The sequence below is a fragment of the Nocardia arizonensis genome (genome assembly GCF_001310275.1).
GTDB classification, from domain to species: domain Bacteria; phylum Actinomycetota; class Actinomycetes; order Mycobacteriales; family Mycobacteriaceae; genus Nocardia; species Nocardia arizonensis.
In genome coordinates, this window is sequence record NZ_LGYZ01000116.1 from 47,174 (window position 1) to 72,503 (window position 25,330).

The 25,330-nt window shown below is 69.1% G+C and carries 30 protein-coding genes; 19 read left to right on the forward strand and 11 right to left on the reverse strand.

The window, feature by feature from the left end; translation table 11 throughout:
• Positions 1 to 4 precede the first annotated feature (4 nt).
• The gene (locus APZ21_RS26320; RefSeq protein ID WP_054815959.1) at positions 5 to 289 is read right to left on the reverse strand and encodes a hypothetical protein; all 285 of its coding nucleotides are present in this window, start codon (positions 287 to 289) and stop codon (positions 5 to 7) included.
• A gap of 197 nt (positions 290 to 486) precedes the next feature.
• Here APZ21_RS26320 and hemB point away from each other — a divergent pair, with 197 nt between their 5' ends.
• The 6 genes from hemB to APZ21_RS26350 all read left to right on the forward strand — a co-directional run bounded on the left by hemB (position 487) and on the right by APZ21_RS26350 (position 3,724).
• The gene (gene hemB / locus APZ21_RS26325) at positions 487 to 1,464 is read left to right on the forward strand and encodes a porphobilinogen synthase (RefSeq protein WP_054815960.1); all 978 of its coding nucleotides are present in this window, start codon (positions 487 to 489) and stop codon (positions 1,462 to 1,464) included.
• A 5-nt stretch (positions 1,465 to 1,469) separates the two neighbouring features.
• Complete coding sequence (locus APZ21_RS26330; RefSeq protein ID WP_054815961.1) at positions 1,470 to 1,994, forward strand: hypothetical protein; 525 nt, start codon at positions 1,470 to 1,472, stop codon at positions 1,992 to 1,994.
• A gap of 326 nt (positions 1,995 to 2,320) precedes the next feature.
• The gene (locus tag APZ21_RS26335; RefSeq protein ID WP_054815962.1) at positions 2,321 to 2,836 is read left to right on the forward strand and encodes a hypothetical protein; all 516 of its coding nucleotides are present in this window, start codon (positions 2,321 to 2,323) and stop codon (positions 2,834 to 2,836) included.
• Positions 2,833 to 3,081: a hypothetical protein gene (locus APZ21_RS26340; protein WP_054815963.1), complete on the forward strand. Its 249-nt coding sequence runs from the start codon at positions 2,833 to 2,835 to the stop codon at positions 3,079 to 3,081. The genes APZ21_RS26335 and APZ21_RS26340 overlap by 4 nt, the downstream gene beginning before the upstream one ends.
• A 47-nt stretch (positions 3,082 to 3,128) precedes the next feature.
• The gene (locus tag APZ21_RS26345) at positions 3,129 to 3,341 is read left to right on the forward strand and encodes a hypothetical protein (RefSeq protein WP_054815964.1); all 213 of its coding nucleotides are present in this window, start codon (positions 3,129 to 3,131) and stop codon (positions 3,339 to 3,341) included.
• Positions 3,342 to 3,502: 161 nt separating this feature from the next.
• Positions 3,503 to 3,724, forward strand: a complete 222-nt coding sequence (locus tag APZ21_RS26350; RefSeq protein WP_156371342.1) for a hypothetical protein — start codon at positions 3,503 to 3,505, stop codon at positions 3,722 to 3,724.
• Between the two features lie 24 nt (positions 3,725 to 3,748).
• Here the strand turns inward: APZ21_RS26350 and APZ21_RS26355 are convergent, their stop codons facing one another.
• Entirely contained in the window at positions 3,749 to 4,153 is a 405-nt protein-coding gene (locus tag APZ21_RS26355) for a hypothetical protein (protein ID WP_054816019.1), read from the reverse strand.
• A gap of 178 nt (positions 4,154 to 4,331) precedes the next feature.
• On the opposite strand from APZ21_RS26355, the gene hemL reads away from it, so the two are divergent.
• The 6 genes from hemL (at position 4,332) to ccsB (ending at position 10,935) form a co-directional block, all read left to right on the forward strand.
• A complete protein-coding gene (hemL, locus tag APZ21_RS26360; RefSeq protein ID WP_054815966.1) occupies positions 4,332 to 5,669 on the forward strand; it encodes a glutamate-1-semialdehyde 2,1-aminomutase in 1,338 nt (445 codons plus the stop codon).
• 539 nt (positions 5,670 to 6,208) lie between these two features.
• A complete protein-coding gene (locus tag APZ21_RS26365; protein ID WP_054816020.1) occupies positions 6,209 to 6,847 on the forward strand; it encodes a histidine phosphatase family protein in 639 nt (212 codons plus the stop codon).
• The gene (locus APZ21_RS26370; protein WP_054815967.1) at positions 6,844 to 7,485 is read left to right on the forward strand and encodes a TlpA disulfide reductase family protein; all 642 of its coding nucleotides are present in this window, start codon (positions 6,844 to 6,846) and stop codon (positions 7,483 to 7,485) included. Before APZ21_RS26365 ends, APZ21_RS26370 begins: the two co-directional genes overlap by 4 nt.
• Positions 7,482 to 8,309: a cytochrome c biogenesis CcdA family protein gene (locus tag APZ21_RS26375; protein WP_054815968.1), complete on the forward strand. Its 828-nt coding sequence runs from the start codon at positions 7,482 to 7,484 to the stop codon at positions 8,307 to 8,309. Before APZ21_RS26370 ends, APZ21_RS26375 begins: the two co-directional genes overlap by 4 nt.
• Positions 8,306 to 9,964, forward strand: a complete 1,659-nt coding sequence (resB, locus tag APZ21_RS26380; protein WP_054815969.1) for a cytochrome c biogenesis protein ResB — start codon at positions 8,306 to 8,308, stop codon at positions 9,962 to 9,964. The genes APZ21_RS26375 and resB overlap by 4 nt, the downstream gene beginning before the upstream one ends.
• A gap of 2 nt (positions 9,965 to 9,966) precedes the next feature.
• Positions 9,967 to 10,935: a c-type cytochrome biogenesis protein CcsB gene (ccsB, locus tag APZ21_RS26385; protein WP_054816021.1), complete on the forward strand. Its 969-nt coding sequence runs from the start codon at positions 9,967 to 9,969 to the stop codon at positions 10,933 to 10,935.
• A gap of 260 nt (positions 10,936 to 11,195) precedes the next feature.
• Here ccsB and APZ21_RS26390 read toward each other — a convergent pair whose 3' ends face one another.
• Positions 11,196 to 11,642, reverse strand: a complete 447-nt coding sequence (locus APZ21_RS26390; RefSeq protein ID WP_082393474.1) for an SRPBCC family protein — start codon at positions 11,640 to 11,642, stop codon at positions 11,196 to 11,198.
• A 103-nt stretch (positions 11,643 to 11,745) separates the two neighbouring features.
• On the reverse strand, positions 11,746 to 12,384 hold the full coding sequence (gene lppU, locus APZ21_RS26395) for an LppU family putative lipoprotein (protein ID WP_054815970.1): 639 nt from the start codon (positions 12,382 to 12,384) through the stop codon (positions 11,746 to 11,748).
• A 291-nt stretch (positions 12,385 to 12,675) separates the two neighbouring features.
• On the opposite strand from lppU, the gene APZ21_RS26400 reads away from it, so the two are divergent.
• Positions 12,676 to 13,281 (forward strand): DUF8020 domain-containing protein, encoded by a 606-nt coding sequence (locus APZ21_RS26400; protein WP_054815971.1) that lies wholly within the window; start codon positions 12,676 to 12,678, stop codon positions 13,279 to 13,281.
• A 62-nt stretch (positions 13,282 to 13,343) separates the two neighbouring features.
• On the forward strand, positions 13,344 to 14,033 hold the full coding sequence (locus APZ21_RS26405) for a hypothetical protein (protein WP_156371343.1): 690 nt from the start codon (positions 13,344 to 13,346) through the stop codon (positions 14,031 to 14,033).
• A gap of 1 nt (position 14,034) precedes the next feature.
• On the opposite strand, the gene APZ21_RS26410 is transcribed toward APZ21_RS26405, so the two are convergent.
• Together APZ21_RS26410 and APZ21_RS26415 are read right to left on the reverse strand one after the other, a co-directional pair.
• Complete coding sequence (locus APZ21_RS26410) at positions 14,035 to 14,232, reverse strand: hypothetical protein (protein WP_054816023.1); 198 nt, start codon at positions 14,230 to 14,232, stop codon at positions 14,035 to 14,037.
• A 94-nt stretch (positions 14,233 to 14,326) separates the two neighbouring features.
• Positions 14,327 to 14,539 carry a BldC family transcriptional regulator gene (locus APZ21_RS26415; protein WP_054815973.1) on the reverse strand — a complete coding sequence of 71 codons (213 nt, stop codon included), beginning with the start codon at positions 14,537 to 14,539 and terminating at the stop codon, positions 14,327 to 14,329.
• A 184-nt stretch (positions 14,540 to 14,723) separates the two neighbouring features.
• On the opposite strand from APZ21_RS26415, the gene APZ21_RS26420 reads away from it, so the two are divergent.
• From APZ21_RS26420 to APZ21_RS26435, 4 genes are all read left to right on the forward strand, one after another.
• Positions 14,724 to 15,068 carry a DUF4229 domain-containing protein gene (locus APZ21_RS26420; protein WP_239476816.1) on the forward strand — a complete coding sequence of 115 codons (345 nt, stop codon included), beginning with the start codon at positions 14,724 to 14,726 and terminating at the stop codon, positions 15,066 to 15,068.
• The gene (gene cds1, locus APZ21_RS26425) at positions 15,065 to 16,150 is read left to right on the forward strand and encodes an L-cysteine desulfhydrase Cds1 (RefSeq protein ID WP_054815975.1); all 1,086 of its coding nucleotides are present in this window, start codon (positions 15,065 to 15,067) and stop codon (positions 16,148 to 16,150) included. Before APZ21_RS26420 ends, cds1 begins: the two co-directional genes overlap by 4 nt.
• 63 nt (positions 16,151 to 16,213) lie before the next feature.
• Positions 16,214 to 16,432: a hypothetical protein gene (locus APZ21_RS26430; RefSeq protein WP_054815976.1), complete on the forward strand. Its 219-nt coding sequence runs from the start codon at positions 16,214 to 16,216 to the stop codon at positions 16,430 to 16,432.
• 147 nt (positions 16,433 to 16,579) lie between these two features.
• Positions 16,580 to 16,963, forward strand: a complete 384-nt coding sequence (locus APZ21_RS26435; protein ID WP_054815977.1) for a phage holin family protein — start codon at positions 16,580 to 16,582, stop codon at positions 16,961 to 16,963.
• A gap of 11 nt (positions 16,964 to 16,974) precedes the next feature.
• On the opposite strand, the gene APZ21_RS26440 is transcribed toward APZ21_RS26435, so the two are convergent.
• The gene (locus APZ21_RS26440; protein WP_054815978.1) at positions 16,975 to 17,844 is read right to left on the reverse strand and encodes a 1,4-dihydroxy-2-naphthoate polyprenyltransferase; all 870 of its coding nucleotides are present in this window, start codon (positions 17,842 to 17,844) and stop codon (positions 16,975 to 16,977) included.
• A gap of 154 nt (positions 17,845 to 17,998) precedes the next feature.
• On the opposite strand from APZ21_RS26440, the gene APZ21_RS26445 reads away from it, so the two are divergent.
• Positions 17,999 to 21,388: an AfsR/SARP family transcriptional regulator gene (locus tag APZ21_RS26445; RefSeq protein WP_239476817.1), complete on the forward strand. Its 3,390-nt coding sequence runs from the start codon at positions 17,999 to 18,001 to the stop codon at positions 21,386 to 21,388.
• A 53-nt stretch (positions 21,389 to 21,441) separates the two neighbouring features.
• Here the strand turns inward: APZ21_RS26445 and APZ21_RS26450 are convergent, their stop codons facing one another.
• The 4 genes from APZ21_RS26450 to APZ21_RS26465 form a co-directional block, all read right to left on the reverse strand.
• Positions 21,442 to 22,269: an ABC transporter permease gene (locus tag APZ21_RS26450; protein WP_054815979.1), complete on the reverse strand. Its 828-nt coding sequence runs from the start codon at positions 22,267 to 22,269 to the stop codon at positions 21,442 to 21,444.
• Positions 22,266 to 23,255, reverse strand: a complete 990-nt coding sequence (locus APZ21_RS26455) for an ATP-binding cassette domain-containing protein (protein WP_054815980.1) — start codon at positions 23,253 to 23,255, stop codon at positions 22,266 to 22,268. The genes APZ21_RS26450 and APZ21_RS26455 overlap by 4 nt, the downstream gene beginning before the upstream one ends.
• Before the next feature lie 102 nt (positions 23,256 to 23,357).
• The gene (menE, locus tag APZ21_RS26460; RefSeq protein WP_054816025.1) at positions 23,358 to 24,491 is read right to left on the reverse strand and encodes an o-succinylbenzoate--CoA ligase; all 1,134 of its coding nucleotides are present in this window, start codon (positions 24,489 to 24,491) and stop codon (positions 23,358 to 23,360) included.
• A 444-nt stretch (positions 24,492 to 24,935) separates the two neighbouring features.
• Positions 24,936 to 25,328 carry a VOC family protein gene (locus APZ21_RS26465; protein ID WP_054815981.1) on the reverse strand — a complete coding sequence of 131 codons (393 nt, stop codon included), beginning with the start codon at positions 25,326 to 25,328 and terminating at the stop codon, positions 24,936 to 24,938.
• Positions 25,329 to 25,330 lie beyond the last annotated feature (2 nt).

Consider the following 25,330-nt stretch of genomic DNA (forward strand, 5'->3'; position numbering starts at 1 on the left):
CGGGTCAGCGGCTGTAGCGCAGCAGGGTGCGCACGAGTCGGCAGGTGGCGTCCGATGGCGGGCGGATACCGACGAGATCGGCTGTCCTGCGGATCTTCTCGTTACTCGCCTGCTGCGGTAGGTAGGTGCCCGAGTCGAGCAGTGCGATGGTCAGTCGCATCGCCTTGAGCCTGCGGTTGTGGGTGATGTACCACTTGCGCGGCCGCCCGGCGGGCAGCGGCCGCTTCTCCAGCGGTATGTAGGGCTCGATGAGCTGGGATTTCCGGGTTGCGGTCGTGGGCACGAACATCCTCCCCTCGCGGTCGGGAACCGACCGCCCGCGGCCGGAAGCAGGCCGGGGACGTTGCCGATTCCCTTCGAACACTTCTTCGATTGTAGCGGGTGGCACCGACAGGAAACCGCTGGCCCGAATGGTTTTCGCGGTGCGGAGGATGGTCGGCGCGGGCGGGCGCGAGTCCGACACCTGGCAGGCGTATCGTGCGAGCCATGACCGGAACAGACCGCCCACGGCGGTTGCGCCGTACTCCCGCACTACGCCGTCTCGTGGCCGAAACCACCGTGGAACCACGGCATTTGGTGCTGCCGATGTTCCTCGCCGACGGGCTGGACGGACCGCGTGAGATCGGGTCGATGCCCGGCGTCTTCCAGCATTCGATGGATTCACTGCGCAAGGCCGCGGTCGACGCGGTGGCCGCGGGGGTCGGCGGGTTGATGCTCTTCGGTGTGCCGAGCCCGGAGGACAAGGACGCGACCGGCAGTCAGGCCGGCGACCCCGAGGGCATTCTCAATCGCGGCCTGCGCGCGCTGGCCGAGGAGGTCGGCGACGCCACCGTGGTCATGGCCGACACCTGCTTGGACGAGTTCACCGATCACGGACACTGCGGCGTGCTCGCCGCCGACGGTTCGGTCGACAACGACGCGACGCTGCACCGCTATGTCGACATGGCGCTCGCCCAGGCCGAGGCGGGCGCGGATCTGCTCGGCACCAGCGGCATGATGGACGGTCAGGTCGGCGCGATCCGGCGCGGTCTGGACGCGGTGGGCCGCACCGACACCGGAATCCTCGCCTACGCCGCGAAATACGCCTCGGCCTTCTACGGACCCTTCCGCGAGGCCGTCGCGTCCACGCTGGAGGGCGATCGCCGCACGTATCAGCAGGACCCGGCCAATCGCCGGGAATCCATGCGTGAACTCCAACTCGATCTCGCCGAAGGCGCCGATATCGTCATGGTGAAGCCGGCCATGTCGTATCTGGACATTCTGCGCGAGGTCGCCGATCGCGCCACGGTGCCGGTGGCCGCTTATCAGATCTCCGGTGAGTACGCCATGATCACCGCCGCCGCCGAACGCGGCTGGATCGATCGTCGCGCGGCGGTGCTGGAATCACTTACCGGAATCCGGCGGGCGGGCGCCGATATCGTGCTCACCTACTGGGCGACAGAGGCAGCGCACTGGCTATCGTGACGAATATGCAGTATTCGGTGCGTCTCGAGCCCGCGCCGCGCCCGCCCATGCCCGAAGATGTACGGACCGCGCGTCAACTGTGGTGGGCCGTCGTCGCTTTCGGCATCGTGCAGTTGGCGGCGTCGATGGTGGTGGCGATGGGACGGCGCCGAGAATTCGCCGAGCAGATGCTCGACCAGATGCGCACGGCCGATCCGAACACCACCGCGACCCTGGCGAGCGTGGACCTGCTCGTGTTGGTGGCGTTCGGCTTCGTCGTGATATTCGGAGTCGTGACCACCGCGCTCGGATTGTTGTTCATCCATTTCTTCGGGCGCGGCAAACTATGGGCACGCACGCTGCTGACCATTGTGGGGGTGTGGCTGGTGCTGATGGCGGCGGGTACCCTTTTCGCACTGGACGCTGTCACCGGAATCTCATCGCTGGTCGCGGGCGGTGCGGCGATTGTGCAGGGGGTCCTCGCGGGTGGCGCGGTATATCTGGGCCACCGCCCCGATTCGACCGCTTACTTCCTGATGAACCGTCGGTGAATGTCTGGCATACCAACCGCGGGGTTTGTGCTTCGGGCGGCGGCATGTATGGTGAGGGTTGTCACAGCGGACATGGGAACCGGAGGTCCTCGGTCACACGTTGCGTCGCCTCGGGCGACCGCGTGCGCCGTCGGACGCCGGGGGATCGGAGGCAACGATGCGAGTGGTGATCCAACAGCCGCAGAGCATTCGGCGAGACGTATTCGTGCTGAGCCTCCTCGTTCTGTTCGGTCTGGTCACCGTCGCGGTGTTGCTGCTGCCCGGCGTGGTCGGCTGATCGGCCCGCTCGACTCCCCTGGTGTCATCGTCGTGATCGGCACCGCGGCATGACCGACGTGCGCGATGACGCGGTTCTGTTCGCCGAACCGGGAGCCCGGTGGCGCACGGTCGCCTACGGGCCGGTGCTCTGCCTGGCCGTTCTCGTCGCCGAACTCGTCAGCGGCGGTCCAGTGCACTGGTTCGCGCTGATCTTCTGCGGCGCGTTGATCGCCGGATTCGTGTGGTTACAGGTGCTCGCCGGACGGCGGCACGTCAGCGTCGAACTCACCGGCACGGGTCTGCGCGAGGGCACCGAGACACTGCCGCTGAGCGGCATCGCCGAGATCATGCCCGAACGCGACGACGATTCCTGGGACGATGATGACTGGGAGTCCGCGCGGGCGCTCGGCGAGTTGACCGGCGTGCCGCGCAGACGGACCGGAATCGGACTGCGACTGCGCGACGGCGGATACGTGCAGGCGTGGGCGCGCGACCATCGAGGATTGCGCGCGGCGCTCGGCCACGCCCTCGCCGCGCCCTCCGAACCAGCGGACCGACACGACGAGGACGGAGCGGAACGGTGAGACAGCCAATCGCGGTCGCGCTCGGCGAAACGGTGATCGCGGCACTGTGTCTGGTCGGCGCGGCGACGAGTTGGGACAACGGCACGGTACCGACCGCGTTCGCTGCCAACGGTGAGCTGCCCGCGTTCGAGGCGACCCGCTATGTCGCGCCGTGGCTGGTGCTCTCGGTCTTTCTGGTCACCGTGGCCGGACTGCTGCTCGTCGACGCGCTCGCGCGAGCCGCGCGGACCCGATCGCGCGTCTGATCGCGCGAGACCTGTTTCGGAGCCCGGCGACCGGGAACGTCTTTCCCATGACGGCGACGATCCGCGCGAAGACGATGGTTCTCGGGATTGTGGCAGGCGGACTCATGGGTGCGCCGTCCGCCGCCACGGCCCTTGCGGACCCGGCGGAGCCGGCCTCGGGTCGGCCCGCCGCGGTCGCGAATCCGCTGCCGGGACTGCTCGGCGTCGTGCCCTGTCTGATCACCACGGGGTCGGCGCTGTTCTGCACGGGGATCACCTAGCCGCGCAACGGGTTCGCGGTGCGATCGCCCGCCGGTAGCTCGTTCGGCGCGACAGCGGCGGCGGGGCGCGAGGCGTAACGGTCGCGTCGCATCCCGCGACGTTTCCGGTAGCGGTCGGTGTTCGACTGTGTCCCAATATGTTTCGAACAAGAGGTGTATCCGTGCGAGTTATGGTGACAAGATTCGGAATTGGTCTGCTCGCGGTGGCCGCGATGGGTGTCGCGGCCGGACCGGCCGCGGCCGAACCGACCGCCCCGCCGTCGCGATCCGTTCCGGTCGCCGATCCGGGCCTGGTGCCCGAAACCGGTTCGGCGGGCGCTTACAACAACCTCATGTGCTGGCTGCACACCATCTCCGCGGACGTGCCCTGCCGGTACACCTAGTCCGCGCCGGTCGGTCGGGCGGGGTCAGCGTGTCCAGTTCTGGTAGACGTCCAGAACGCGGCCGTCGCGGGTGCCCGGCGCATTGAGATAGACGGTGATCGACCCGTCGGGATGTGCCGCCGCCTCCGAGATGACCTGCCGCAGTGAGGCGTGCACCCCGCCCTGCTGGTCGCGATATATCTGGGTGTCGCTGTGCAGGCCCGCGCCGATGCGACTCAGCGGCACGACCATCGTGACCAGCGCCGGGATCGGCCCGTCCGCCACGCGCGCGGTCTCGTCGTGGCTCAGCGCGATGCCCGCGCGACCCTCCTGCGGATCGAGAACCGGCTGTGCCGCCGCCGCGGTGCCCGCACCGACGGCGACGGCAGTGAGGGCGCCCGCGGCGAGGGCGCCCGCGGCGAGAGTTACGGTTCTGACGGCGATCCCCATGAGTACCTCCTGGCCGGACGGATGCGATGACGCACCGACATTACGCACCGGCAACCTTCCAGCGATCGATATCGCACGCGCCGAGGGGGCGTGTTGCCGATCTTGGTCCCTGCGGCGTGCGTCACTCCACTACACCCTGTCGTCGACTCGTCCCGCCGGGACTGAGAGACTGGAGGCCGTGAGTTCCTCTCGGCGCGTGACCAGGGCAGCTGTACCGATTTCCGCTCAGCTCTTCGACCGGGCGAGTTCGGTGATCCCCGGCGGCGTCAATTCGCCGGTGCGGGCGTTCGCCTCGGTCGGCGGCACCCCGAGATTCATCGCCTCGGCCAACGGCGCCACGCTGACCGACGTCGACGGCAACGAATACGTCGACCTCGTCTGTTCCTGGGGGCCGATGATCCTCGGCCATGCCCACCCGGCCGTGGTCGAGGCGGTGCGCGCGGCCGCGACCGGCGGCCTGTCCTTCGGCGCGCCCACCGAGGCGGAGATCGAACTGGCCGAGGCCATCGTCGAGCGGGTCGACCCGGTCGAGCGGGTCCGCCTGGTCAATTCCGGCACCGAGGCCACCATGAGCGCGGTCCGGTTGGCGCGCGGCTACACCGGCCGCTCCAAGATCATCAAATTCTCCGGCTGCTACCACGGTCACGTGGACGCGCTGCTGGCCGACGCGGGCTCCGGCGTCGCGACCCTCGGTCTGCCCACCTCGCCCGGCGTCACCGGCGCGCAGGCCGCGGACACACTGGTACTGCCGTACAACGATCTCGACGCCGTGGCCGCGGCCTTCGCCGCCGATCCCGGTGCGATCGCCTGCGTGATCACCGAGGCGGCGGCCGGGAACATGGGCGCGGTCGCGCCTGCGCCCGGATTCAACGCGGGTCTGCGCGCGCTCACCGAACAGCACGGTGCGCTGCTGATCATGGACGAGGTCATGACCGGATTCCGGGTCTCGCGCGCGGGCTGGTTCGGGCGCGAGGGCGTCGCCGGTGATCTCTACACCTTCGGCAAGGTCATGAGCGGCGGACTGCCGGCGGCGGCGTTCGGCGGCCGCGCCGAGATCATGAATCAGCTCGCCCCGCTCGGCCCGGTGTATCAGGCGGGCACGCTCTCGGGTAATCCGGTGGCCGTCGCGGCCGGTCTGGCGACGCTGCGGGCCGCCGACGACGCGGTGTACGCCGCGCTGGACCGCAATGCCGAACGGCTCGGCGGGCTGTTCACCGAGGCGCTCACCGCGGCCGGGGTCGAGCATCGAGTGCAGTTCGCGGGCAATATGGTGAGCGTGTTCTTCGCCGATCGCCCGGTGACCGATTACGCGGCCGCCAAGGCCAGCCAGACCTGGCGTTTTCCCGCCTTCTTCCACGCACTGCTCGAGGCGGGCGTGTACGCGCCGCCCAGTGCGTTCGAGGCGTGGTTCGTCTCCGCGGCGCTCGACGAGAACGCGTTCGACCGTATCGCCGCCGCCCTGCCCGCCGCCGCGTCCGCGGCCGCGGCCGCAACCCCCGAAGGATCCCGCGCGTGAGTTCCGACCACGATCAGCCCGACGTCCGGCGAGGACTGGACAGCACATCCGCCGAACCGAACGAGTCCGCCGCCGCGTCCGCGGGACCGGCGGACGACGCCGCGGGCGTCGAGTCGCAATCCGCCGTGCCCGCGGTCGCTGCCGCGGAGGCCGCCGCGGCGCTCGCGCTCGCCGAGGGCGCCGATGTCGCCGACGCCGCCGCGCGCGCGGGAGGGGCCGCGAGCGCGGCTCGTTCCGAAGCCGAGTCGGCCATCGAGGACGCGGTGGCGGTCGCGGAGATCGTCGCCGTGGGTGAGCCCACGGAAGCCGCCGTTGGCGTGGTTTCCGAATCGGCCGACGGCGCGGGTGTGACCACCGACGCGGCCGACCGCGCGGAGGAGTTCGCGGCGGCGACGGAGTCGGTGGCCGAGAGCACCGCCCCGGCGGACGAAGATCCCGAGGACGATGTCGAGGCGTCCGAAGCGGCTCCGGTCGCCGAGCCGGGTTCGCGGACATCCGCGACGACCGCGCGTCCGCGTGAGGACGGCGAGGACGAACCCATCGATGCGGCTATCGAGACCATCGTGCACGTGCTGCGGCACGGTGAGGTGCACAACCCCAAGGGCATTCTGTACGGTCGTCTGCCCGGATTCAGCCTGTCGGTGACCGGTCGCGCGCAGGCCACCGCGGTCGCGCACTCGCTGTCGGATCACGATGTGGCCCTGGTGATCGCGTCCCCGCTGCAACGCGCGCAGGAGACCGCGGGGCCGATCGCGACGCGCCACGGGCTGATCGTGCGCACCGACGAGAATCTCATCGAAGCGGGCAATACCTTCGAAGGTCTGCGGGTTTCCGTCGGTGACGGCGCGCTGCGCAAGCCCCGGCACTGGTGGAAACTGCGCGACCCGTTCACCCCGTCCTGGGGCGAGCCCTATCTCCAGATCGCGCATCGCATGCTGGCCGCGGTGAACAAGGCCAGGGTCGAGGCGGCCGGACACGAGGCGGTGCTGGTGTCACATCAGCTGCCGGTGTGGACCCTGCGCCGATTCCTCCAGGGCCAGCGGCTCTGGCACGACCCGCGACGGCGCCAGTGCTCGCTGGCCTCGCTGACCTCGCTGGTCTATCAGGGCGACATCCTCGTCGACATCGTGTACTCCGAACCCGCGGGCGGCTCCGACCCGTCGGTGCACGGCGCATGAGTCGGTGCACCGCAACCGTCCGTCCGCGCTCGACCTCGGTTCGGCGCGTCGGACCGGTCCTGCTCGCGTGCCTCGCGCTGGTCGCGGCGCTGTCGGGCTGTTCGACCGGGGCGGATGCGGTGGCCTCCGGCGGCACCTTCCAATTCGTCTCGCCGGGGGGCCGAACCGAAATCTCCTACGATCCGCCGAGCGCGCGCGGCACCGTCGGTGAGCTGTCCGGCCCGGATCTCATGCACGAGGGCAAGACCGTGTCGCTGAACGATTTCCGGGACAAGGTCGTGGTCGTCAACCTGTGGGGGCAGTGGTGCGGTCCGTGCCGCGCCGAGGCGCCCGCGTTGGAGCAGGTATACGAGGCCACCAAGGATCTCGGCGTCGCCTTCCTCGGCATCAATGTCCGTGACCCGCAGCGCGACAAGGCCCAGGATTTCGTCACCGACAACAAGGTCGGCTATCCCTCGATCCACGACCCGTCCATGCGCACCCTGCTCGCGCTGGGCGGTAACTTCCCGACCAGCGTCATCCCGACGACGTTGATCCTGGACCGGCAGCACCGGGTGGCCGCGGTATTCCTGAAATCGCTGCTGGCCGAGGATCTGCGTCCCGCGGTGGAACGCGTGGCCCGGGAGGATCCGCGGTGACCGTGCTCGCGAGCGTGGGGGATTCGTTCCAGCAGACCGCGGCCACCGGACCGCTGCTGCTCGCACTCGGCGCGTGTCTGCTGGCCGGGCTCGTGTCGTTCGCCTCGCCGTGCGTGGTGCCGCTTGTCCCCGGATATCTGTCCTATCTGGCCGGCCTGGTCGGCGCGGAGGCTCCGCCCGCCACGGCCGCGCAGGCTGCCGCCGTCGGTGTCGGGGTACGCGCTGACACGCGGAACGGGCGGTTGCGGGTCGCGGGCGCGGCCGGACTGTTCGTGGCGGGCTTCACGGTGGTGTTCGTGCTCGCCACCGCCACCGTCTTCGGGCTCATCCAGACCCTGAACGTGAATCGCGAACTGTTGCAGCGGGTCGGCGGCGTGGTGACGATCGTGATGGGGCTGGTCTTCGTCGGACTCGTACCCGCCTTGCAGCGCGACACCAGAATGCAGCCGCGACGGCTGACCGGTATCGTGGGCGCGCCGCTGCTCGGCGCCGTCTTCGCCCTCGGGTGGACGCCGTGTCTCGGCCCGACGCTCTCGGGTGTCATGGCGGTGTCGGCCGGCACCGACGGCACGACCGCCGCGCGCGGCGTCGCGCTCATCGTGGCGTACTGTCTCGGACTCGGATCGCCGTTCGTGATCCTGGCGTTCGGTTCGGCGACGGCGTTGCGCGGTGTCGGCTGGCTGCGGCGTAATTCGCGCACGATTCAGATCATCGGGGGCATCCTGCTCGTCGCGGTGGGCGTCGCACTGGTCACGGGGGCGTGGGATCAGTTCGTCGGCTGGGTCCGCGACGGATTCGTCTCCGAGGTGACGCTGCCGATATGACCATGACCGAGACCCCGACCGCGCCCGCGCCGAACCCGCCCGCGCGCCCGTCGATCCTCCTGCGCGTCCTGGCGTTCGTCCGCAATACCTGGCGCGGACTCACGAGCATGCGCACCGCGCTGGTGTTGCTGTTCCTGCTCGCGCTTGCCGCGATCCCGGGCGCGCTGCTGCCGCAACGCAATCTGAACGAGCAGAAGGTCGACCAGTACATCGCCGCCCGACCGACGCTCGGACCGTGGATGGACCGGTTCGAACTGTTCGACGTGTTCTCGAGTTTCTGGTTCACCGCCGTCTACGCGCTGCTGTTCGTCTCGCTGGCCGGATGCATCCTGCCGCGCTGCTTCGATCACTACCGGGCGTTGCGCACCCCGCCGGTGCGGGCCCCGCGCAATCTGGGCAGGCTGCCGCTGAATCACAGCGAGACCGTCGGCGACACACCCGAGCGGGTGATCGAGCGGGCGCGCGCCCAGTTGCGCGGATGGCGCACCGAGATCCGCGTCGAGCGGGACCGGGCGCGCGAAGGCGAGATAACCCTGTCGGCCGAGAAGGGCTACACCCGCGAACTCGGCAATCTGGTGTTCCACCTGGCGCTGGTCGGTCTGCTGATCGCGATCGCGGTCGGGAAGTTCTTCGGATACGAGGGCACCGTCATCGTCATCGCGAACAACGGCCCGGGATTCTGCACCACCTCGCCCGCGGTCTTCGACTCGTTCAAGGCGGGCAATGTCAACGACGGCACCGGGATGACCCCGTTGTGCGTGCGGGTCAAGGACTTCCGGGCCGACTATCTCGACAATGGCCAAGCCGAGATGTTCACCTCGAATATCGAGTATCAGGCGGGGGAGGATCTGCGCGCGGACACCTGGCGGGCGAGCGAGATCAAGGTGAACCATCCGCTGCGCGTCGCGGGCGACCGGCTGTACCTGCAAGGTCACGGGTACGCGCCGACGTTCACGGTCACCTTCCCGAACGGGCAGACCCGCACCGAGACCATTCAGTGGCGTCCCGACGACGCGCGCACCTTCCTGTCCAGCGGAGTGCTTCGCATCGATCCGCCGGGCGGCATGTTCGGCACCGAGGAGGAGCGCCGCCGCAACCAGATCGCCATCGAGGGTCTGTTCGCGCCGACCGCGCTGTTCCACGGCAACCTGCTCACCTCCTCGTTCCCGCGGATGGACGATCCGGCGGTCGCGGTGGACATCTATCGCGGTGACACCGGTCTGGACACCGGGCGTCCGCAGTCGCTGTTCGCTCTCGACCCCGAACAGATCCGCCAAGGTCGGCTGAGCAAGGAGGCGCGGGTCAACCTGCGGCCCGGCGAGTCCACCACGCTGCCCAGCGGCGCGACCGTGCGTTTCGACGGCGCGCAGGAATTCGTGAACCTTCAGGTGTCGCACGATCCCGCGCAGCAATGGGTGCTGGTGAGCGCCCTCGCGATGATGGGCGGTCTGCTCGTGTCGCTGCTGGTGAAGCGCCGCCGGATCTGGATCCGGGTCTATACGGAGCCGGACGAAGCCGGTACCGTGTCTCAACGACGTTCTGTAGTAGAAATGGGCGGGCTCGCCAGAACCGACCAGGCCGGTTGGGGCGGCGAGTTCGACCGTCTGCGTCGCCGCCTGCTCGACCCGGACGCGACAACCCCAACGGGAGAATGACCATGCCGATCGACGAAACCCTCTCCCAGTACAGCGATTTCGCGTTCAAGTCGGCGCTGGTCGTCTACGCGCTGGTGCTGACCCTGCTCATCTGGCAGTACGCGACCGCGCGCACCAGGCAGCTGGCCGAACGCGAACCCGCGATGGCGGGCGGACCCGCGGCGCGGCCCGATGGCCCCGGCCGCATCGTGGAACCGGTCGGCAAACCGCTGGCCGAACGCCTCGGCAATATGGCCTTCTCGGTGCTCGTCGTCGGCGCCGCGCTGCACGTGCTCGCGATCGTATTGCGCGGCTTCGCGACCCACCGCTTCCCGCTCGGCAACATGTACGAGTTCGTGACGATGGCGACCGCCGCGGCCACCGTCGTCGGCCTGATATTCCTGCGCGAACAGCGTTACCGCTCCACCTGGGTGTTCCTATTGGTGCCGGTGCTCATCCTCATGTTCCTCGCGGGCACCCTGCTCTACGCCGAAGCCGCCCCCGTCGTCCCGGCGCTGCGCTCGTTCTGGCTGCCCATCCACGTCACCATCGTCAGCATCGGCAGCGGGGTCTTCCTGGTCTCCGGCGTGGCCAGCCTGCTGTTCCTGTACCGCATCCGCCAACCCGACGGCCAGGAATCCACTGGCCCCCTCGGCGCCATCGCCAAACGCCTCCCCGACGCCCGCACCCTGGACGGCCTCGCCTACAAGGCCACCATCGTCGGCTTCCCCCTCTTCGGCGCGGGCGTCATCCTCGGCGCCATCTGGGCCGAAGCCGCCTGGGGCCGCTTCTGGGGCTGGGACCCCAAGGAAACCTGCTCCTTCATAGCCTGGGTCCTCTACGCCGCCTACCTGCACGCCCGCGCCACCAGCGGCTGGCGCGACACCCGAGCGGCCTGGATCAACGTCGCGGGCTTCGTCGCCATGCTCTTCAACCTCTTCATCATCAACATCGTCATCAGTGGGTTGCACAGCTACGCCGGACTGAACTAACTGGGTTTGACCTGCGAGTCTCGGGCCGAAGCGGCGAGAGGTCCCCAAGTGCCCCGGCTGATGCCTACTCGTCAACTGAGGCATGGCGCGCGCGGCTGCTGTCAGGTCACCTCAACCTCAGGACGCACTACGACCTCGTCCGGGAGCGGGAAAGTCTCGGCGACAAGCTTGCTCGGATCGTTCCCCATCGAACGGTCACCAGATGTAGGTGGTGGGGTCGGTTCAGCGGGTAACCGGGGACGGTCTGCGCGCGAGGCGGGTCAGGTCTCGTGGTCGAGTACTTCGCGGAGGCGGGTCATGGTGGCTCGCCAGCCGCGTTCCATGGCGTTGCGGGCCATTTTCTGACGGCGGTCCTGGATGTCGAAGCCGGTTTGGGTGAGTAGCAGGCGGGTGCCGCGGCCCTGGGAGTCTACGGTCCAGTCGACTATCCAGCGGGTGGAGTAGTCGGCGCGCAGGTCGACCCAGCTGAGGGTGAGTTGGGCGCCGGGGCGGACGGCGAGGACTTCGCAGGCGATCTCGCCGGGCGGCTGCGACGGGATGGCGAAGATGAAGTGGGTGCCTACCGACGGGACGAAACCGGTGGAGCGCATCAGCCATCGTTCGACCAGGTCGGGTTCGGTGAGCGCCCGCCAGACGGCGGCGGGCGGCTGCGGGAAGAATCTGCCGATCTCGACCGCGGCGGGATTCAACTCTGCGTCAGATGTCACCGTCGCCACCCTCATCGCCTCCGACCATGCCACCAGCATTCCACGACGCGGGGTCGGACACGGGGATGTACGGATTCGAGCGCCCGGGTACCGGGCGCGCGGGTCACAGACCCGCGACGCACACCACGAATCGGCGCTCCCGATAGACGATTCCGTGATCGCCCCTGGTGCAGACATCTGGACTGACGGTGTTCTGTTCGACCGCCAGCACGCGTACGCCGTCGGGGGTGGCCGGACCGGTGCATGCCATGCGCTGCGGATTACGCGGGACCAGATCCATGCAGTCGCCGACGATCCAGTCGATATCGAGGCACAGCGCGGCGCCGATCGCGCCGTGCAGTGTCGCGTCGTAGGTGTGGTCGGCGTCGGAGGGGCAGCGGTCGGCCGAGGCCGCGGTACCGATGATCTTGTAGCGGGAACCGGGGCTGCCGCAGGTCGTCTTGCCGATGCCGTCGGCGTCGAGTCGTACGCAGTCGCCGGTGGCGAGCTGTATTCCGGCGCTGGCCTTCTCGACATTGCCGCGCATGCCGACCGGTGGCGGCGGTGGCTCCTCGGGCGCCGGAACGGCCTCGCCTTCGATCAGCGGGAGGGCGGAAGTGGCCGCCGCGTTGTGACTTTCGGCGGGCGCGGGATCGGCTCCGGTGGTCGTCAGCACAATCCCGGCAACCAGCGCGGTCGAGACCGCGGCCGCCACAATGATTCCCGTCAGAACGATGCCCGCGCGGATACGTTGGCGCGACACGTGATGTCCTCCCCGAGCCCTAGCGCTTCGCCCGCACAGACATGCGAACCGGATTCCGAAACTTTCAAACCGAAGACAACGAATGCTTACACCATCGGATAGCCGCACGTCGAGTGCTTGTCGGGCAAGGGTTTTGGCGGAGACCAGGATATGCGGAGGTCAGCGGATCAGGTCACGATCGGACAACGGTGATGTTTCGGGCCGGTCCGGGCGGGGCAACAAGCATCAAGTTGCCGCTACGTCGACCGGTCCGGCGGACCGGGGACGTCACGTGAAAAAGAGGACTCCTGAATGAAGTTCGGCACCTGGGCCGCCACCGCACTCATGGCCGTCGCCGCGGTGAGCTTGTCCGCCGCTACCGCGCACGCGAAGCCGACGACGGAACCGCCGAAGGAGGTCTCGGCGTCGGGTATCGAACAGGGCGTCGAGTATCGCACGGTGCTCATCGACGGATCGCGCGCCAGCCGGACCGTGTTGGACCGCGGTCGGTTCGCGCTCACCGGCGACACGGTGACGCTGATCTCCGACGGCGGCGCGGAGGTGGCGCGGGTGCCGCTGACCTACGAGGTCTCCGGCAGCCGGGTCGCGGTCGACCAGCAGATCGGCGCGGACGGCCGCACGCTGACCCTCATACCGAAGGTCACCGCGGCCCAGATCGGCGAGATGCAGCCGGTCAGCTCGATGGCCAGGCTCATCGCCGAACTCGACAAGAACGTCGTCGGCGTGGTGAGCGGGGCCGTGCTCGGCGGTCTCATCGGCGCCGTGCTCGGCGTCGGATTCTTCAGCATCCTGACCGGACCGGTCGGCATGGTCGTCGGCGCCGTGGCGGGCGGTTACGTCACGGGCGGGCAGCCGTTCCTCGACGCCATGACGGCGGTGGTCAGCGGCCGGCCCTGACACGCGCCCGACCGCGCGAATCCTCGACTGGGCCGACCGGTCCATATGGGACGATCTGCGGCGTGGCAGCAGAGTTGGGCGGGGTATCGGCGTGGCCGGAGCAATGGCGATGGGATGACGACCTGGTCGACGGATACCGCGCCCGCGGCATGAGCGGCGTGGTCGTGGAGGAGATCGACTGCGAGGGCCTGCGCGAGTCCGGCGTGCTGCTGCCGATGCGCAGGCCACCGCGCTGGCAGGGCGTGGTGTTCGCGCTGATGGGCTTCGTGTTCCTGGCACTGGCCGGACTGCTGATCGTGGAGTCGGCGCTGCACCGCGAATGGCCCTTGCTGCTGTTGGCGGCGCTGCTCGTGGCGATCGGCGCACCCGCCGTGGTTGGCGCCTACCGCAGACTGCTGGTGCACCGCGCGGTGGTGCCCGGGCTGGTGCTCACCCCGAATCGGGTGATCCGGCGTGGCGGCGACGGCGAGTTGCTCGCCGTCGCGTGGAGCGATATCGAGGAGATCCGACCCTATGCCCGCACGGCCGGATCGCCGAGGAAATGGCACAACGTGTTCGGCATCGATGTGCGCGATCCCCGAGCGTTTCGGCGCGGGGGCGTGGCGCGCGGGTCGACCGCGTCGGAGATCGTCACGGTCTCCGACGCCGTCGTACGGATGAATCCGCTACTCGCATATCATCTCGTGCGCCACTATTTCCAGCACCCGGACCAACGCCCGCACATCGAGCGGGCGGTGGCGGGCACTCGGTGAATCAGCGATCCGCGCCGCCGTCGCCGTCGCGGTGCTGTTGCCGCGAGATCCGCCACAGGAAGTCGGGATCGTCGTCCGGTCCGATGATCTGTCTGCGCCGAGGTGAACGCGGGGACTGGTTCGACCTCTGCGGGCCGAACGCCTTCCAGCACAGCACCGCTACCGTAACGACTGCGATGAGTGCTACCAGGTACATCACGTCGTTCACCTCCTGACAACGAGGGTAGCCGTGTACCCGCCTCGGACGCACGTCTTCGTGCGGGCCGCCGATGCCGCCCGCGCGGACGAGGGGATCAGCGGGCCGCGGTCGCCTCGGTCGTGAGCGACCTCAGCAGTTGGAGCACCTCGGATTCCCGGAACCGGCGGTGGCCGCCGGGTGTGCGCAGCGACCCGAGGCGACCGGCATGGGCCCAGCGGGTGACGGTCTTCGGGTCGACGTGGAACATGGCAGCCACTTGGCCCGGGGTGAGCAAGGTGTCCTGGCCGCCGACGGTGATCGCACTCATAGCAAACCTCTCCGTTCTCGACAGTTCCCTCATCAGAATGGCGACATCGTTGCACCCCGACCCCTAGGTACGCGAACCACCTACAGTTGGTAAAGGCGAAGTAATGGACAAAACGGATAGGATCTCGACCTCGGGAACGGGTGGGCCCGGCGCCCGCGCGGGAATGTCGCCTAGGCTGGTCGACGTGAGCGACCCAACTCGACCGGACGGCGCATCCGGCCGGCAAACCTCGAATCCGCGGCGGCGGCTCGCCATCGATCTTGCCCTCTACACGCTGGCGCGGCTGGGGTTGGTCGCGGTGGTCACCGCGATCGTCGTCGTCGTCGGTCGATTGATCTCGGTCGAGGTCCAGTTGATCGTGGCCCTGCTCATCGGCGTGCTCGTCGCGATGCCGCTGTCGCTGGTGCTGTTCACGAAGATGCGCTCGAAGGTCAATGCCGATATCGCGGTGGTGGACGAGCAACGGCGCAAGGACAAAGCGCAATTGCGCGCGCGGTTGCGCGGCGAGGACGGGGGCGCCTCGGCGTGAGACAGTGCGATCGCAGCACCCCGCGCGACTGGGTCGACAACGCGGTGCGGCTGATCGACGCCGATACCCAACGCAGCGCGGACACCCATCTGCTGCGCTATCCGCTGCCCGTGGACTGGGGTATCCAGTTGTATCTGAAGGACGAGTCGACCCATATCACCGGCAGCCTCAAACATCGGCTGGCGCGGTCGCTGTTCCTGTACGGGATCTGCAACGGCTGGATCACCGAGGGCACCACGGTCGTCGAGGCGTCCTCGGGTTCGACGGCGGTGAGCGAGGCGTATTTCGCGAAGATGCTCGGTCTGGATTTCGTCGCGGTCATGCCCGCGGGCACATCGCCGCAGAAGATCGCGCTGATCGAGGCGCAGGGCGGCCGCTGCCATTTCGTGCAGCGGCCGCCGGAAATGTATACCGAGGCCGCGCGGCTGGCCCGCGAGTGCGGCGGCCACTACATGGATCAATTCACCCATGCCGAGCGGGCCACCGACTGGCGCGGCAACAACAATATCGCCGAATCGATCTTCGAGCAGATGGCGCTGGAAACGCATCCGGTGCCGGAATGGATCGTGGTCGGCGCGGGCACCGGCGGCACCGGCGCGACCATCGGCCGATATATCCGCTATCGCCGTCACGCGACCCGGTTGGCGGTGGTCGATCCCGAGAATTCCGCGTTCTTCGGCGGCTACGAAACCGGTGACCCGGGATATCAGACCGGTATGCCCTCGCGCATCGAGGGGATCGGCAGGCCGCGGGTGGAGCCCTCGTTCATCGGTCAGGTGGTCGACCGGATGATCGAAGTGCCCGATGCCGCCTCCATCGCCGCGGCGCGGCAGGCGGGGCGGGTGGTCGGCCGCCGGGTGGGCGGGTCGACCGGCACCAATCTGTGGGGGGCGTACGGGTTGATCGCGCAGATGCTGGCGGCGGGTCGCCGCGGCAGCGTGGTCACCCTGATCTGCGACGGCGGCGACCGCTACGCGGGCACCTATTTCGATGACGCCTGGGTGGCGGGTCAAGGGATGGATCTGGCCGGGCCCGCGGCGGTCATCGAGAAATTCCTGGCTACCGGCATCTGGGGCGGATAAGCCGATCACACTCGTAGTGGCGCCGGGTCGCGCACGGCCCGGTCGTCAATCAAAATTGACGTCATGACAGAAGCGACCACACTGGCGGCCGCCGCGGGCAGCCCCGACCCGAGGGTCGGGCTGCGCGCCGTGCTCGCGCTGCGGCGGCTGCTCGAACGTCTCGAGGCGATCCAGGTCGAGAACGCCAGGAACCAAGGCTGGTCCTGGCAGGCCGTCGCGGAGGCGCTCGAGGTCAGCAAGCAGGCGGTACACCAGAAATACACGAGAGGCAGGAGCCGCTGATGGGCGCCGATCCGATCGAAGACCTGCGCCCGAAGGTGCGGGCGCTGCTCGATCGTGCCGCGTGAGCCGGCATCGGATGTCCGCGCGTCGGGCGGGCGCATCCGCCGAACACTGCGGAATCCTCGCGCGGCGACTTAGCATTGGCGCATGCAGTTAGTTATTCGGCTGATCATCAACGCGGTGGCCATCTGGCTGGCCGCGGCCTGGGTCGAGGGCATCGACATCAAGAGTCCTGACCAGGACACCGGCACCAAGATCATCGTGGTGCTGGCCGTGGCCGCGGTTTTCACCCTGGTGAACGCGCTGGTCAAACCGCTGGTGCAGCTGCTGTCACTGCCGTTGGTGGTGCTCACCCTCGGACTGTTCCTGTTGGTGGTCAACGCGCTGATGCTCTTGCTCACCGCCTGGATCACCGACGCGTTCTCCGATTACGGTCTCGCGGTAAGCGGTTTCTGGACCGCGCTACTCGGCGGCATCGTCATCGCGCTGGTGAACTGGGTGCTGGGAATCCTGGTGCCGGACGGCGACTGACCGGTCCCGGACTAGGCGAAGCCGAGCGCCAGCGCGGTGAACGCCGACCACACCAGCAGCGCCAGACCGGAGTCCCGCAGTGCGGGAATCAGTTCGAGGCCGCTGCGGCCGCCGCGCACCGGTGCGTTGGCGCGGATCGCCAACGGTGCGGCGAGCAGGCCCGCCAGTGCGAACGGTGTGCGCGCGAGCAGGGCAAGGGTGGCCAGGAACGGAATCGCGAGCAGCACCAGATGCAGTGTCCTGGTACGCGGATCGCCGAGTTTCACCGCAAGCGTGGTCTTGCCCGACACGGTGTCGGTGGGGATGTCGCGCAGATTGTTGGCGACCAGCACCGCGCTGGAGAACGCGCCGACCGCGACCGCGAGCACCGCCCCGACCCAGTCGATCCGCTCGGCCTGGACGAACTGCGTGCCGAGTACGCCGATGAGGCCGAAGAACACGAAGACGGCGAGTTCCCCGAATCCGCTGTAGCCGTAGGGTTTGGAGCCGCCCGTGTAGAACCAGGCGCCGGCGAGGCAGCCCGCCCCGATGAGCAGCAGCCACCACGCGGTGGTGATCGCGAGTATCAGACCGACAGCCGCGCCGACGGCGAGACTGGCGATGGCGGCGTTCTTCACCGCGACGGGCGAGGCGAGTTCGGAACCCACCAGTCGCAGCGGTCCGACCCGGTCGTCGTCGGTGCCCCGCACTCCGTCGGAGTAGTCGTTGGCGAAGTTGACGCCGACGATGAGCGCGAGCGAGACCACCAGTGCGAGAACCGCTTTCCACCACACCAGACCGTCGATGGCGGCGGCGGCCCCGGTGCCCGCAAGCACCGGTGCGATCGCGTTCGGCAGGGTACGGGGACGGGCACCCTCGATCCATTGCGCTGTGGTAGCCATGCGCCGAGCCTAATCGGCGCCCGACCGGTGCGCCCGGCCCGCCGGGTTCCCGGAGGGAGGACGAAAAACCATGACGCTGTGGCCGGGTTCGCTCGCATACGATGACCTCGGGATGTTTCCGTATCAGGGCGGTCGGGTCCGCCACAGTCGAGTCGTGACGACGCCCGCAGGCGAATCGGTCGTGGTGGCCCTGCTGGGCGAGATCGCGCTGCGCCGCGACGGCGTGCTCAATCCGGTGCCGGGGGCCCGCTCGCGTCTGCTGCTCACCTCGCTGGCCCTGCGCGCGGGCCGCAGCCGCAGCGCCGCCGCGCTGATCGATGACGTGTGGGGCGAACAGCCGCCGCGCGCCCCGATGAACGCGTTGCACACCCAGGTCTCGCGGCTGCGGTCGGTGCTGCCGGACGGCGCGCTTGACATCGGCCCCGCCGGCTACCGTCTTACCCTCGACCCGGATCGGATCGATCTGTCGCTGGCGAACGAGCTGCTGGATCGGGCGCGGCAAGCGCGGGCGAGCGGCGACGCCGTCGGCGCGCTGGAGACCGTCGCCGCGGCCAGGGAGCTGTGGCGCGGTGAACCGGGCGCCGATCTGCCCGCGGGCGAGGTCGCGATCGCGCTGGGGGACGCGGCCGCCGCGCACGCCGCCGCATTCGACGAGTTGGAATTGCGGGCCCGCCGGGATCTCGGCGATATCGACGGCGCGCTGCGGCTGGCCCGGCGCCGCGTCGAGCGCGATCCGCTCGACGAGACCGCCGAACTGACCCTCATGCGATTGCTCGCGGCCGCGGGCCGCGCCAACGAGGCGCTGGAGTCCTTCGCCGCGTTCCGCGCCGGGCTGGCCGAACGGCTCGGCACCGATCCGGGTCCGGCGCTGATCGCGCTGAATACCGCGATCCTGCGCGGCGACCCGGTGACGGCGGACGACCACCGGCCCACTCGGGAACCCGCGGGCGCGATCGTTCGGGTCGAAGCCCGACCCGCCCTCGTGGGGCCGGGCAATGGTTCGGGGCGCGGATCCGCCGCGGACCCGCCCGACTCCGCCGACCTCATCGACCAACCCGCCCGGGCCGCCATCGGATTGCGCGCCGCGCCCAATGCCCTGCTCGGCCGCGAACACGATCTCGAGGCGATCGAACGGCTGCTGCGTACCGCTCGGGTGACCACGGTGCTCGGTCCGGGCGGCACCGGGAAGACACGCGTGGCCAATGAGGTCGGCTCGCGTGTGGCCGGCTCGGGGCAGGTGGTGCTGGTCGAATTGGCCTCGGTGCGGGCCGAGGCCGAACACGCGCGGGTCGAGGTGGAGGCCGCGATCAGTGCCGCGCTCGGGCTGAGCGAGATGCACTTCGACTCCGCCGCGTTGCGCGCCGGATACACCGTGGACCCGGGCCGACGTCTGCGCGAGGCCATCGCCGCGCGGTCGCTGCTGCTGATTCTGGACAACTGCGAACATCTCGTCGACGCGGTCGCGGTGGTGGTCGCCGACCTGATCGGGGCCGCCGACCGGTTGACGGTGCTGACCACCAGTCGCGCGCCGCTGATGATCACCGCCGAGACCGTATACCCGCTGCCGCCGCTGACTATCGATGCGGCCGGATCGCCCGCCACCGAACTGTTCGCCGCGCGCGCCCGCGCCGTGCGGCCCTCGGTTCGCCTCGACCCGGATATCGTCGCCCAATTGTGCCGGACGCTGGACGGGCTGCCGCTGGCCATCGAATTGGCGGCGGCGCGGGTGCGGGCGATGAGCGTGGAGGAGATCAACAGCCGGTTGGCCGACCGTTTCGCCCTGCTTCGCCACGGCGATCGCAGTTCGCCCGAACGGCATCGCACCCTGCACGCCGTCATCGACTGGAGCTGGAATCTGCTCGACGAGCCGCAGCGGATCGTGCTGCGCCGACTATGCCGATTCCCGGGCGGCTTCGGTGTGCGGGCGGCCGAACAGGTCGCGGGCGGACCCGAGGTCGGCGATGTGCTCGCGGCGGTGGACGGCTTGGTGAACCAGTCGCTGCTGACCGTGATCGACGACGAGGTGCTCGGCACCCGCTACCGGATGCTGGAGACGGTGCGCGAGTACGGGGAGGAACAGCTCGCCGCGGCCGAGGGCGAAGCGGATCTGGTGATCGAGCGAATCATGGCGTGGGCGCGCGACTTCGCCACGGAGGCGGCGGACAGTTACCTGGTCAGTGACCAGATGCGATTGGCGCTGGCGATCACCACCGAATTGGACAATCTGCTCGCCGCACTGCGCTACGCGCTGGAACGCGGCGACGCTCGCACCGCCTACACGGTCTTCCCCGTCGTCGGGATGCTGTGGATGATCCGCGGTACGCACGCCGAGGTCGAGAGTTGGGCCGTGCGGGTGATCGCCCTGGACGAGTCGGGCACGGGATCGGACGCCGCGCGGCCGGATCTGATCATGATCAGTTTCCAGATGGTGTTCCTGCATCTGTTCTTCGCCCCCGACGGTCCGCGGTTCATGGCGCGGGTGCGATCACGGGTGCGGCGACTGCTGCGTGGCCCGTACGAACTCTCCGAGACCTCACGGTTCGTCGGGGCCATCATGATCGGCCGCGCCGACGGCAGGGGGATCGCGCGACTCGTGGCCGAGGCCATCGTCTTCGGCAGTGACGAGACCAAGGCGACCGCGCTGCTGCTGCGCGCCAACGCCAAGGAGAACATGGGCGATGTCCGTGGCTCGACGCGCGACGCGATCCGGGCGCTCGCGATGTTCGGTGAGCGGCATGTCTGGAGTGTGGCGATGGTGTGCCGCCATCTCGGTCAGGTCTTCGGGCAGATCGCGGCCTACGCCGACTCCGCTGTCTACTACGAGCGCAGCCTCGGTCTGCTGCTGCGGCTCGGAGTCTTCGAGGACACCATCGAGATACGCAGTCTGCTGGCCGCCTCGCTGATCGGGACGGGACAGCTGGACCGGGCGCGTCATGTACTCGAGGTCACCGTCGGCGGCACCGATATCGGGGTGACCGTCAATTCGACGGGAATGCCGAACCATCTGCTGGCGGGGGTGGCGCAGAGCGCGGCCGAACTGTCGTTCGCGCGGGGGGATGTCGAGGAGGGACTGCGCCGATACGACCGGGCACTCGAGCTGGTCGGCTGGCCGGAGTTGGGCGCGGGGCCTGGACCGGGTGGACTCATGACCGCGGCCGCGGCCGCCGACGCCCGAATTCTGTGCGGGCGGGCCCGCACCGCCTCGACACTCGTGCGGGAATTGGTCGAACAGGGAATGCTCGTACTCGCCCAGTACCAGGACCTGCCGCAGATCGGCGGGATGTGCTGCGCCGTCGGGTCCTATCTGGTGACGACGGGCGTCGACGAGGAGACCGGGCTGCGTCTTCTCGTGCTCGCGCACGAGGTCGCCGCGCGCCAGGATCTGCCGTCGATGCGGCTGGACCTGCATATGGCCTCGGCCCGTGAGCGGCTCGGTGCGGAGCGGATCGAACGGGTTCGGGCCCGCTATCGCCGGATCGGCCGTAAAGAGGGCGCGCGCGAGGCCGTCGACCTGTTGAAATACGCGGTGGGGCACCGGGATTGAAGCGGCCGTTCGCCGTTCCCGGCGTGCGGGAACGGCGAACGGCCGCGAGACGATCACGCCTTGCGCATGTAGGTGCGCACGGTCAGCGGCGCGAGCACCGCGACGATGGCCGCGGCCCCGACCAGGGTCCACCCGAAATGCGATCCGACGGTGCCGTTGTTCATCAGGTCGCGGCAGGCGTAGATCAGATGCGAGATCGGGTTGACGTTGACGAACGCCTGGATCCAGCCGGGCATGGTCTGGGTCGGCACGAAGGCGGGCGAGCAGAAGGTCAGGGGGAACATGATGAGCATCGAATAGCCCTGCACCGCTGACGCCTTGTTCGCGATCACGCCGAAGAAGGCCCAGATCCAGCTGGTCGCGAAGGATGCCGCGATGACCAGCAGCGCGGCGCCGACCACACCGACCACGCCGCCGTGCGGGCGGTAGCCCATGACCAGGCCCATCGCCACGGTCAGCGTCGTCGCGATGAAGTAGCGGACCATATCCGCGGTGAGCGCGCCCGACAGTGCCGAGATGCGGGCGATGGGAAGGGATTTGAAGCGGTCGAAGACGCCCTTGTCCATGTCCTCGCGCAACTGCACGCCGGTGGTGACCGAGGTCAGCACGACAGTCTGCACCATGATGCCCGGAATGATCACCGGCAGATAGCTTTTCACGTCACCGGAGATCGCGCCGCCGAAGATGTAGGTGAACATCAGCGTGAAGATGATCGGCTGGATGACGACGTCGAAGAGCTGTTCGGGATTGTGTTTGATCTTGAGCAGGCCGCGGTGGGCCATGGTCAAGGTGTTGGCGACGGTCCTGCCGATGGTGATCGGCCCCGCGGGGGTCGGCACCGGCCTGCGGACGGCCTCGGTGGCGGTGAGGGTGGCGGTCATGCCGCGCTCCGTTCGGTCTCGTTGTCGGAATCGGCCCGGTGGCCGGTGATGGTGAGGAAGACCTCGTCCAGGCTCGGCTTGGAGACATTGATCTCCTCCACCGCGATCTCCCACTCGCGCAGGCGGATCAGCAGATCGGTGGTCATATCGGCGGTGCGCAGCGGGGCGGTCAGCCTGCCCGCCTCCGGGGTGATCTGCGCTTCGGCGCCGAGGAAGTCGCTGACGATGCGGCGGGCCTCGTCGAGCTGGGCGCGATCGGCCAGGGTCAGATGCAGCGAGGAGCCGCCGACCGAGTCCTTGAGTTCGTCGGCGGTGCCGTCGGCGATCACCTTGCCGCGGTCGATGACCGCGATGCGATCGGCGAGTTGGTCGGCCTCGTCGAGATACTGCGTGGTGAGCACGACCGTCGCGCCCTCGCGGACCAGACGGCGGATGGTCTCCCACATCTGGGCGCGGGTGCGCGGGTCGAGTCCGGTGGTCGGCTCGTCGAGGAACAGCAGCGGCGGCGTGGAGATGAGGCTGGCGGCGAGATCGAGTCGCCTGCGCATACCGCCGGAGAAGTTCTTCAGCGACTTGTCGGCGGCCTCGGTGAGATCGAACTCCTCGAGCAGCTCGGCGGTCTTGATCCGCGCCTCGCGCCTGCTCAGGCCGAGCAGCCGGGAGAAGATCATCAGGTTCTCGGTGGCGGACAGATCCTCGTCGACCGAGGCGTACTGTCCGGTGACGCCGATGAGCGAGCGCACCGCGCTCGCGTCACCGACGATGTCGCGGCCGAAGATGCGGGCGTCGCCGCCGTCGGGGCGCAACAGCGTCGCCAGCATGCGGATGGTGGTGGTCTTGCCCGCGCCGTTGGGGCCGAGCACTCCGTAAACCGAACCCTGCGGCACCGCCAGACTGACGCCGTCCACGGCGCGCTGTTCCCCGAACACCTTGACCAGGCCGTTCGCCTCCACGGCGAGCACTGAGGCGGGTGTGTATGAAGTCATGCCCCTACTGTGCGCGGCCCGTCTTGCACCGTCCTTGCACAGCTGTGGCGTCGTGTCTTGCATGGGTTCCCGGTCGCCGACAGCGTCGGCGGCGACCGGGGATCAGCTCGCCGAACTCGCCAGCAGCAGCTCGCGCAGCGCCGCGCGATTCGGCTTGCCCGGTCCGTGCAGCGGCAGTTCGTCGACCAGCGCCAGCTCCCGCGGCGCGGCGATGGCGTCGAGTTCGCGTACCACGTAGTCGCGCAGTTCGTCGAGGGTCGGGTTGGCGCCCTCGGCGGGCACGACCGCGACCGCGACTCGCTGGCCGAGCCGTTCGTCGGGCAATCCGAGCACCACGCATTCGCTGATCGCCGGATGCGTCACCAGCACGGCCTCCACCACCTGCGGCAGGACCAGTAGCCCGCCGGTCGTGATGGCCTCGTCCAATCTGCCGGTGATGCGCAGGACACCGTCCTCGTAGACACCCGCGTCGTCGGTGCGGAACCAGCCGGGCTCGGCGAAGGCGGGATGATCGGGCTGACCGCGGTAGCCCTCGGCGATCACGTCGCCGCCGAGCACCACCCGGCCGTCATCGATGCGAATCCGCACGCCCCGCAGCGGCACGCCGTCGTAGACGCAGCCGCCACAGGTCTCGCTCATGCCGTAGGTGCGCACGACATTGATGCCCGCCGCCTTCGCCCGCTCGTAGACCGGCTTCGGGGTGGCCGCACCGCCCACGAGTACCGCGTCGAGTCCGGCGAGCGCCGTCGCGGCCACGGGCGCGTCGAGCGCCTTGATCAACTGGGTCGGCACCAGCGAGGTGTAGCGGCGCTCGCCGCGCATGCCGGTGATGGCGCCCGCCAGCGCCTCCGGCAGGAAGCCGCCCGAGACGTCGAGGACGGTGGGTTCGGTGCCCGCTTCGATACTGCGCAGCAGCACCTGGATACCCGCGATGTGATGGGTGGGCAGCGCCAGCAGCCAGGTGCCGGGCCCGCCGAGTCGTTCGTGGGTCGCGGTGACGCTGGCCCGCAGGGCCGACGCGCTGAGCATGGCGCCCTTCGGCACGCCGGTGGTACCGGAGGTGGTGACCACAAGGGCGACCTGATCGCCGATGGGCTCGCCGGGCAGGAGAGCGTCGCTGAGCCGACGGGCCTCGCGACGGTCGCTGGTCGGTATGGGCAGCCACGCGGGCCCGTTGCCCTCCAACGCTTCTCGCAGATGCGGCATGACCTCGCCGAGGACGGAGCCGCTCGGCATCGGCAGTGTTCGCAGGGTGTTGCTCACGATCGCACCTCACCGGAACAGGACGCCGCGGTCACCGACCGGGCTGTCGCTCGGGGCGCCGCGCTCGTGATTCGCTCGCCCGGATCTCGCACTGCGCGCGGCGCCGCCTCGCTGCGGCCTGCCGCGGTGCCCACGGTTCGCTTGATGCGCTCCCTCACGGTAGCGATCGTGTCATGCCCGCGCCGCCGCGCACGGGACGGGTCGGTTTGCTGGGGCGGCGCGCGCGAAGGGCGGCCACCCCCGAAGAACGGGGCTCGGTAAGGCCAGACATCGAGACTGCGATTCACTCGTCGGACGGTGGGAATCGGCGGTGACCCGGACATCGGCGGCCGGGTGTCCACCCGAGCGTAATCGTCCCCGCCGCGACCACCATTGGCAACTCGGCCCCCGTTCGATACGCGGGGGCCGAACCGGCCGCTACCCTTCCGACCAGCGGGAATCGCGGCGTATCGGATGCGAGGGCGGCACCTCTACGAGCACGATCGGTACACCGTCGGGATCGTGTATCCACATCTCGATCAGGCCCCACGGCTCCTCGACGGGCGCCCGGTCGATGGGGATCCCGCGCGACGCGAGCTCGGCCGCGGCGTCGGCGACATCGCGCACCTGCAACCAGATCGCCCCCGCGAAACCCGCCGATTCCCCGGTGCCGCCGTGCGCGGCGACCTCGATCAGCGACTGGCCTGCAAAGAAAACCGTGCCGCCCGGATACTCCCGGTAGACCGCCAGTCCGAGGGTCTCGCCGTAGAAGGCGAGTGTGGTGCGGTAGTCCGCCGGGCGCAGGATCACCCGGCTGCTCAAGATCTCCATCG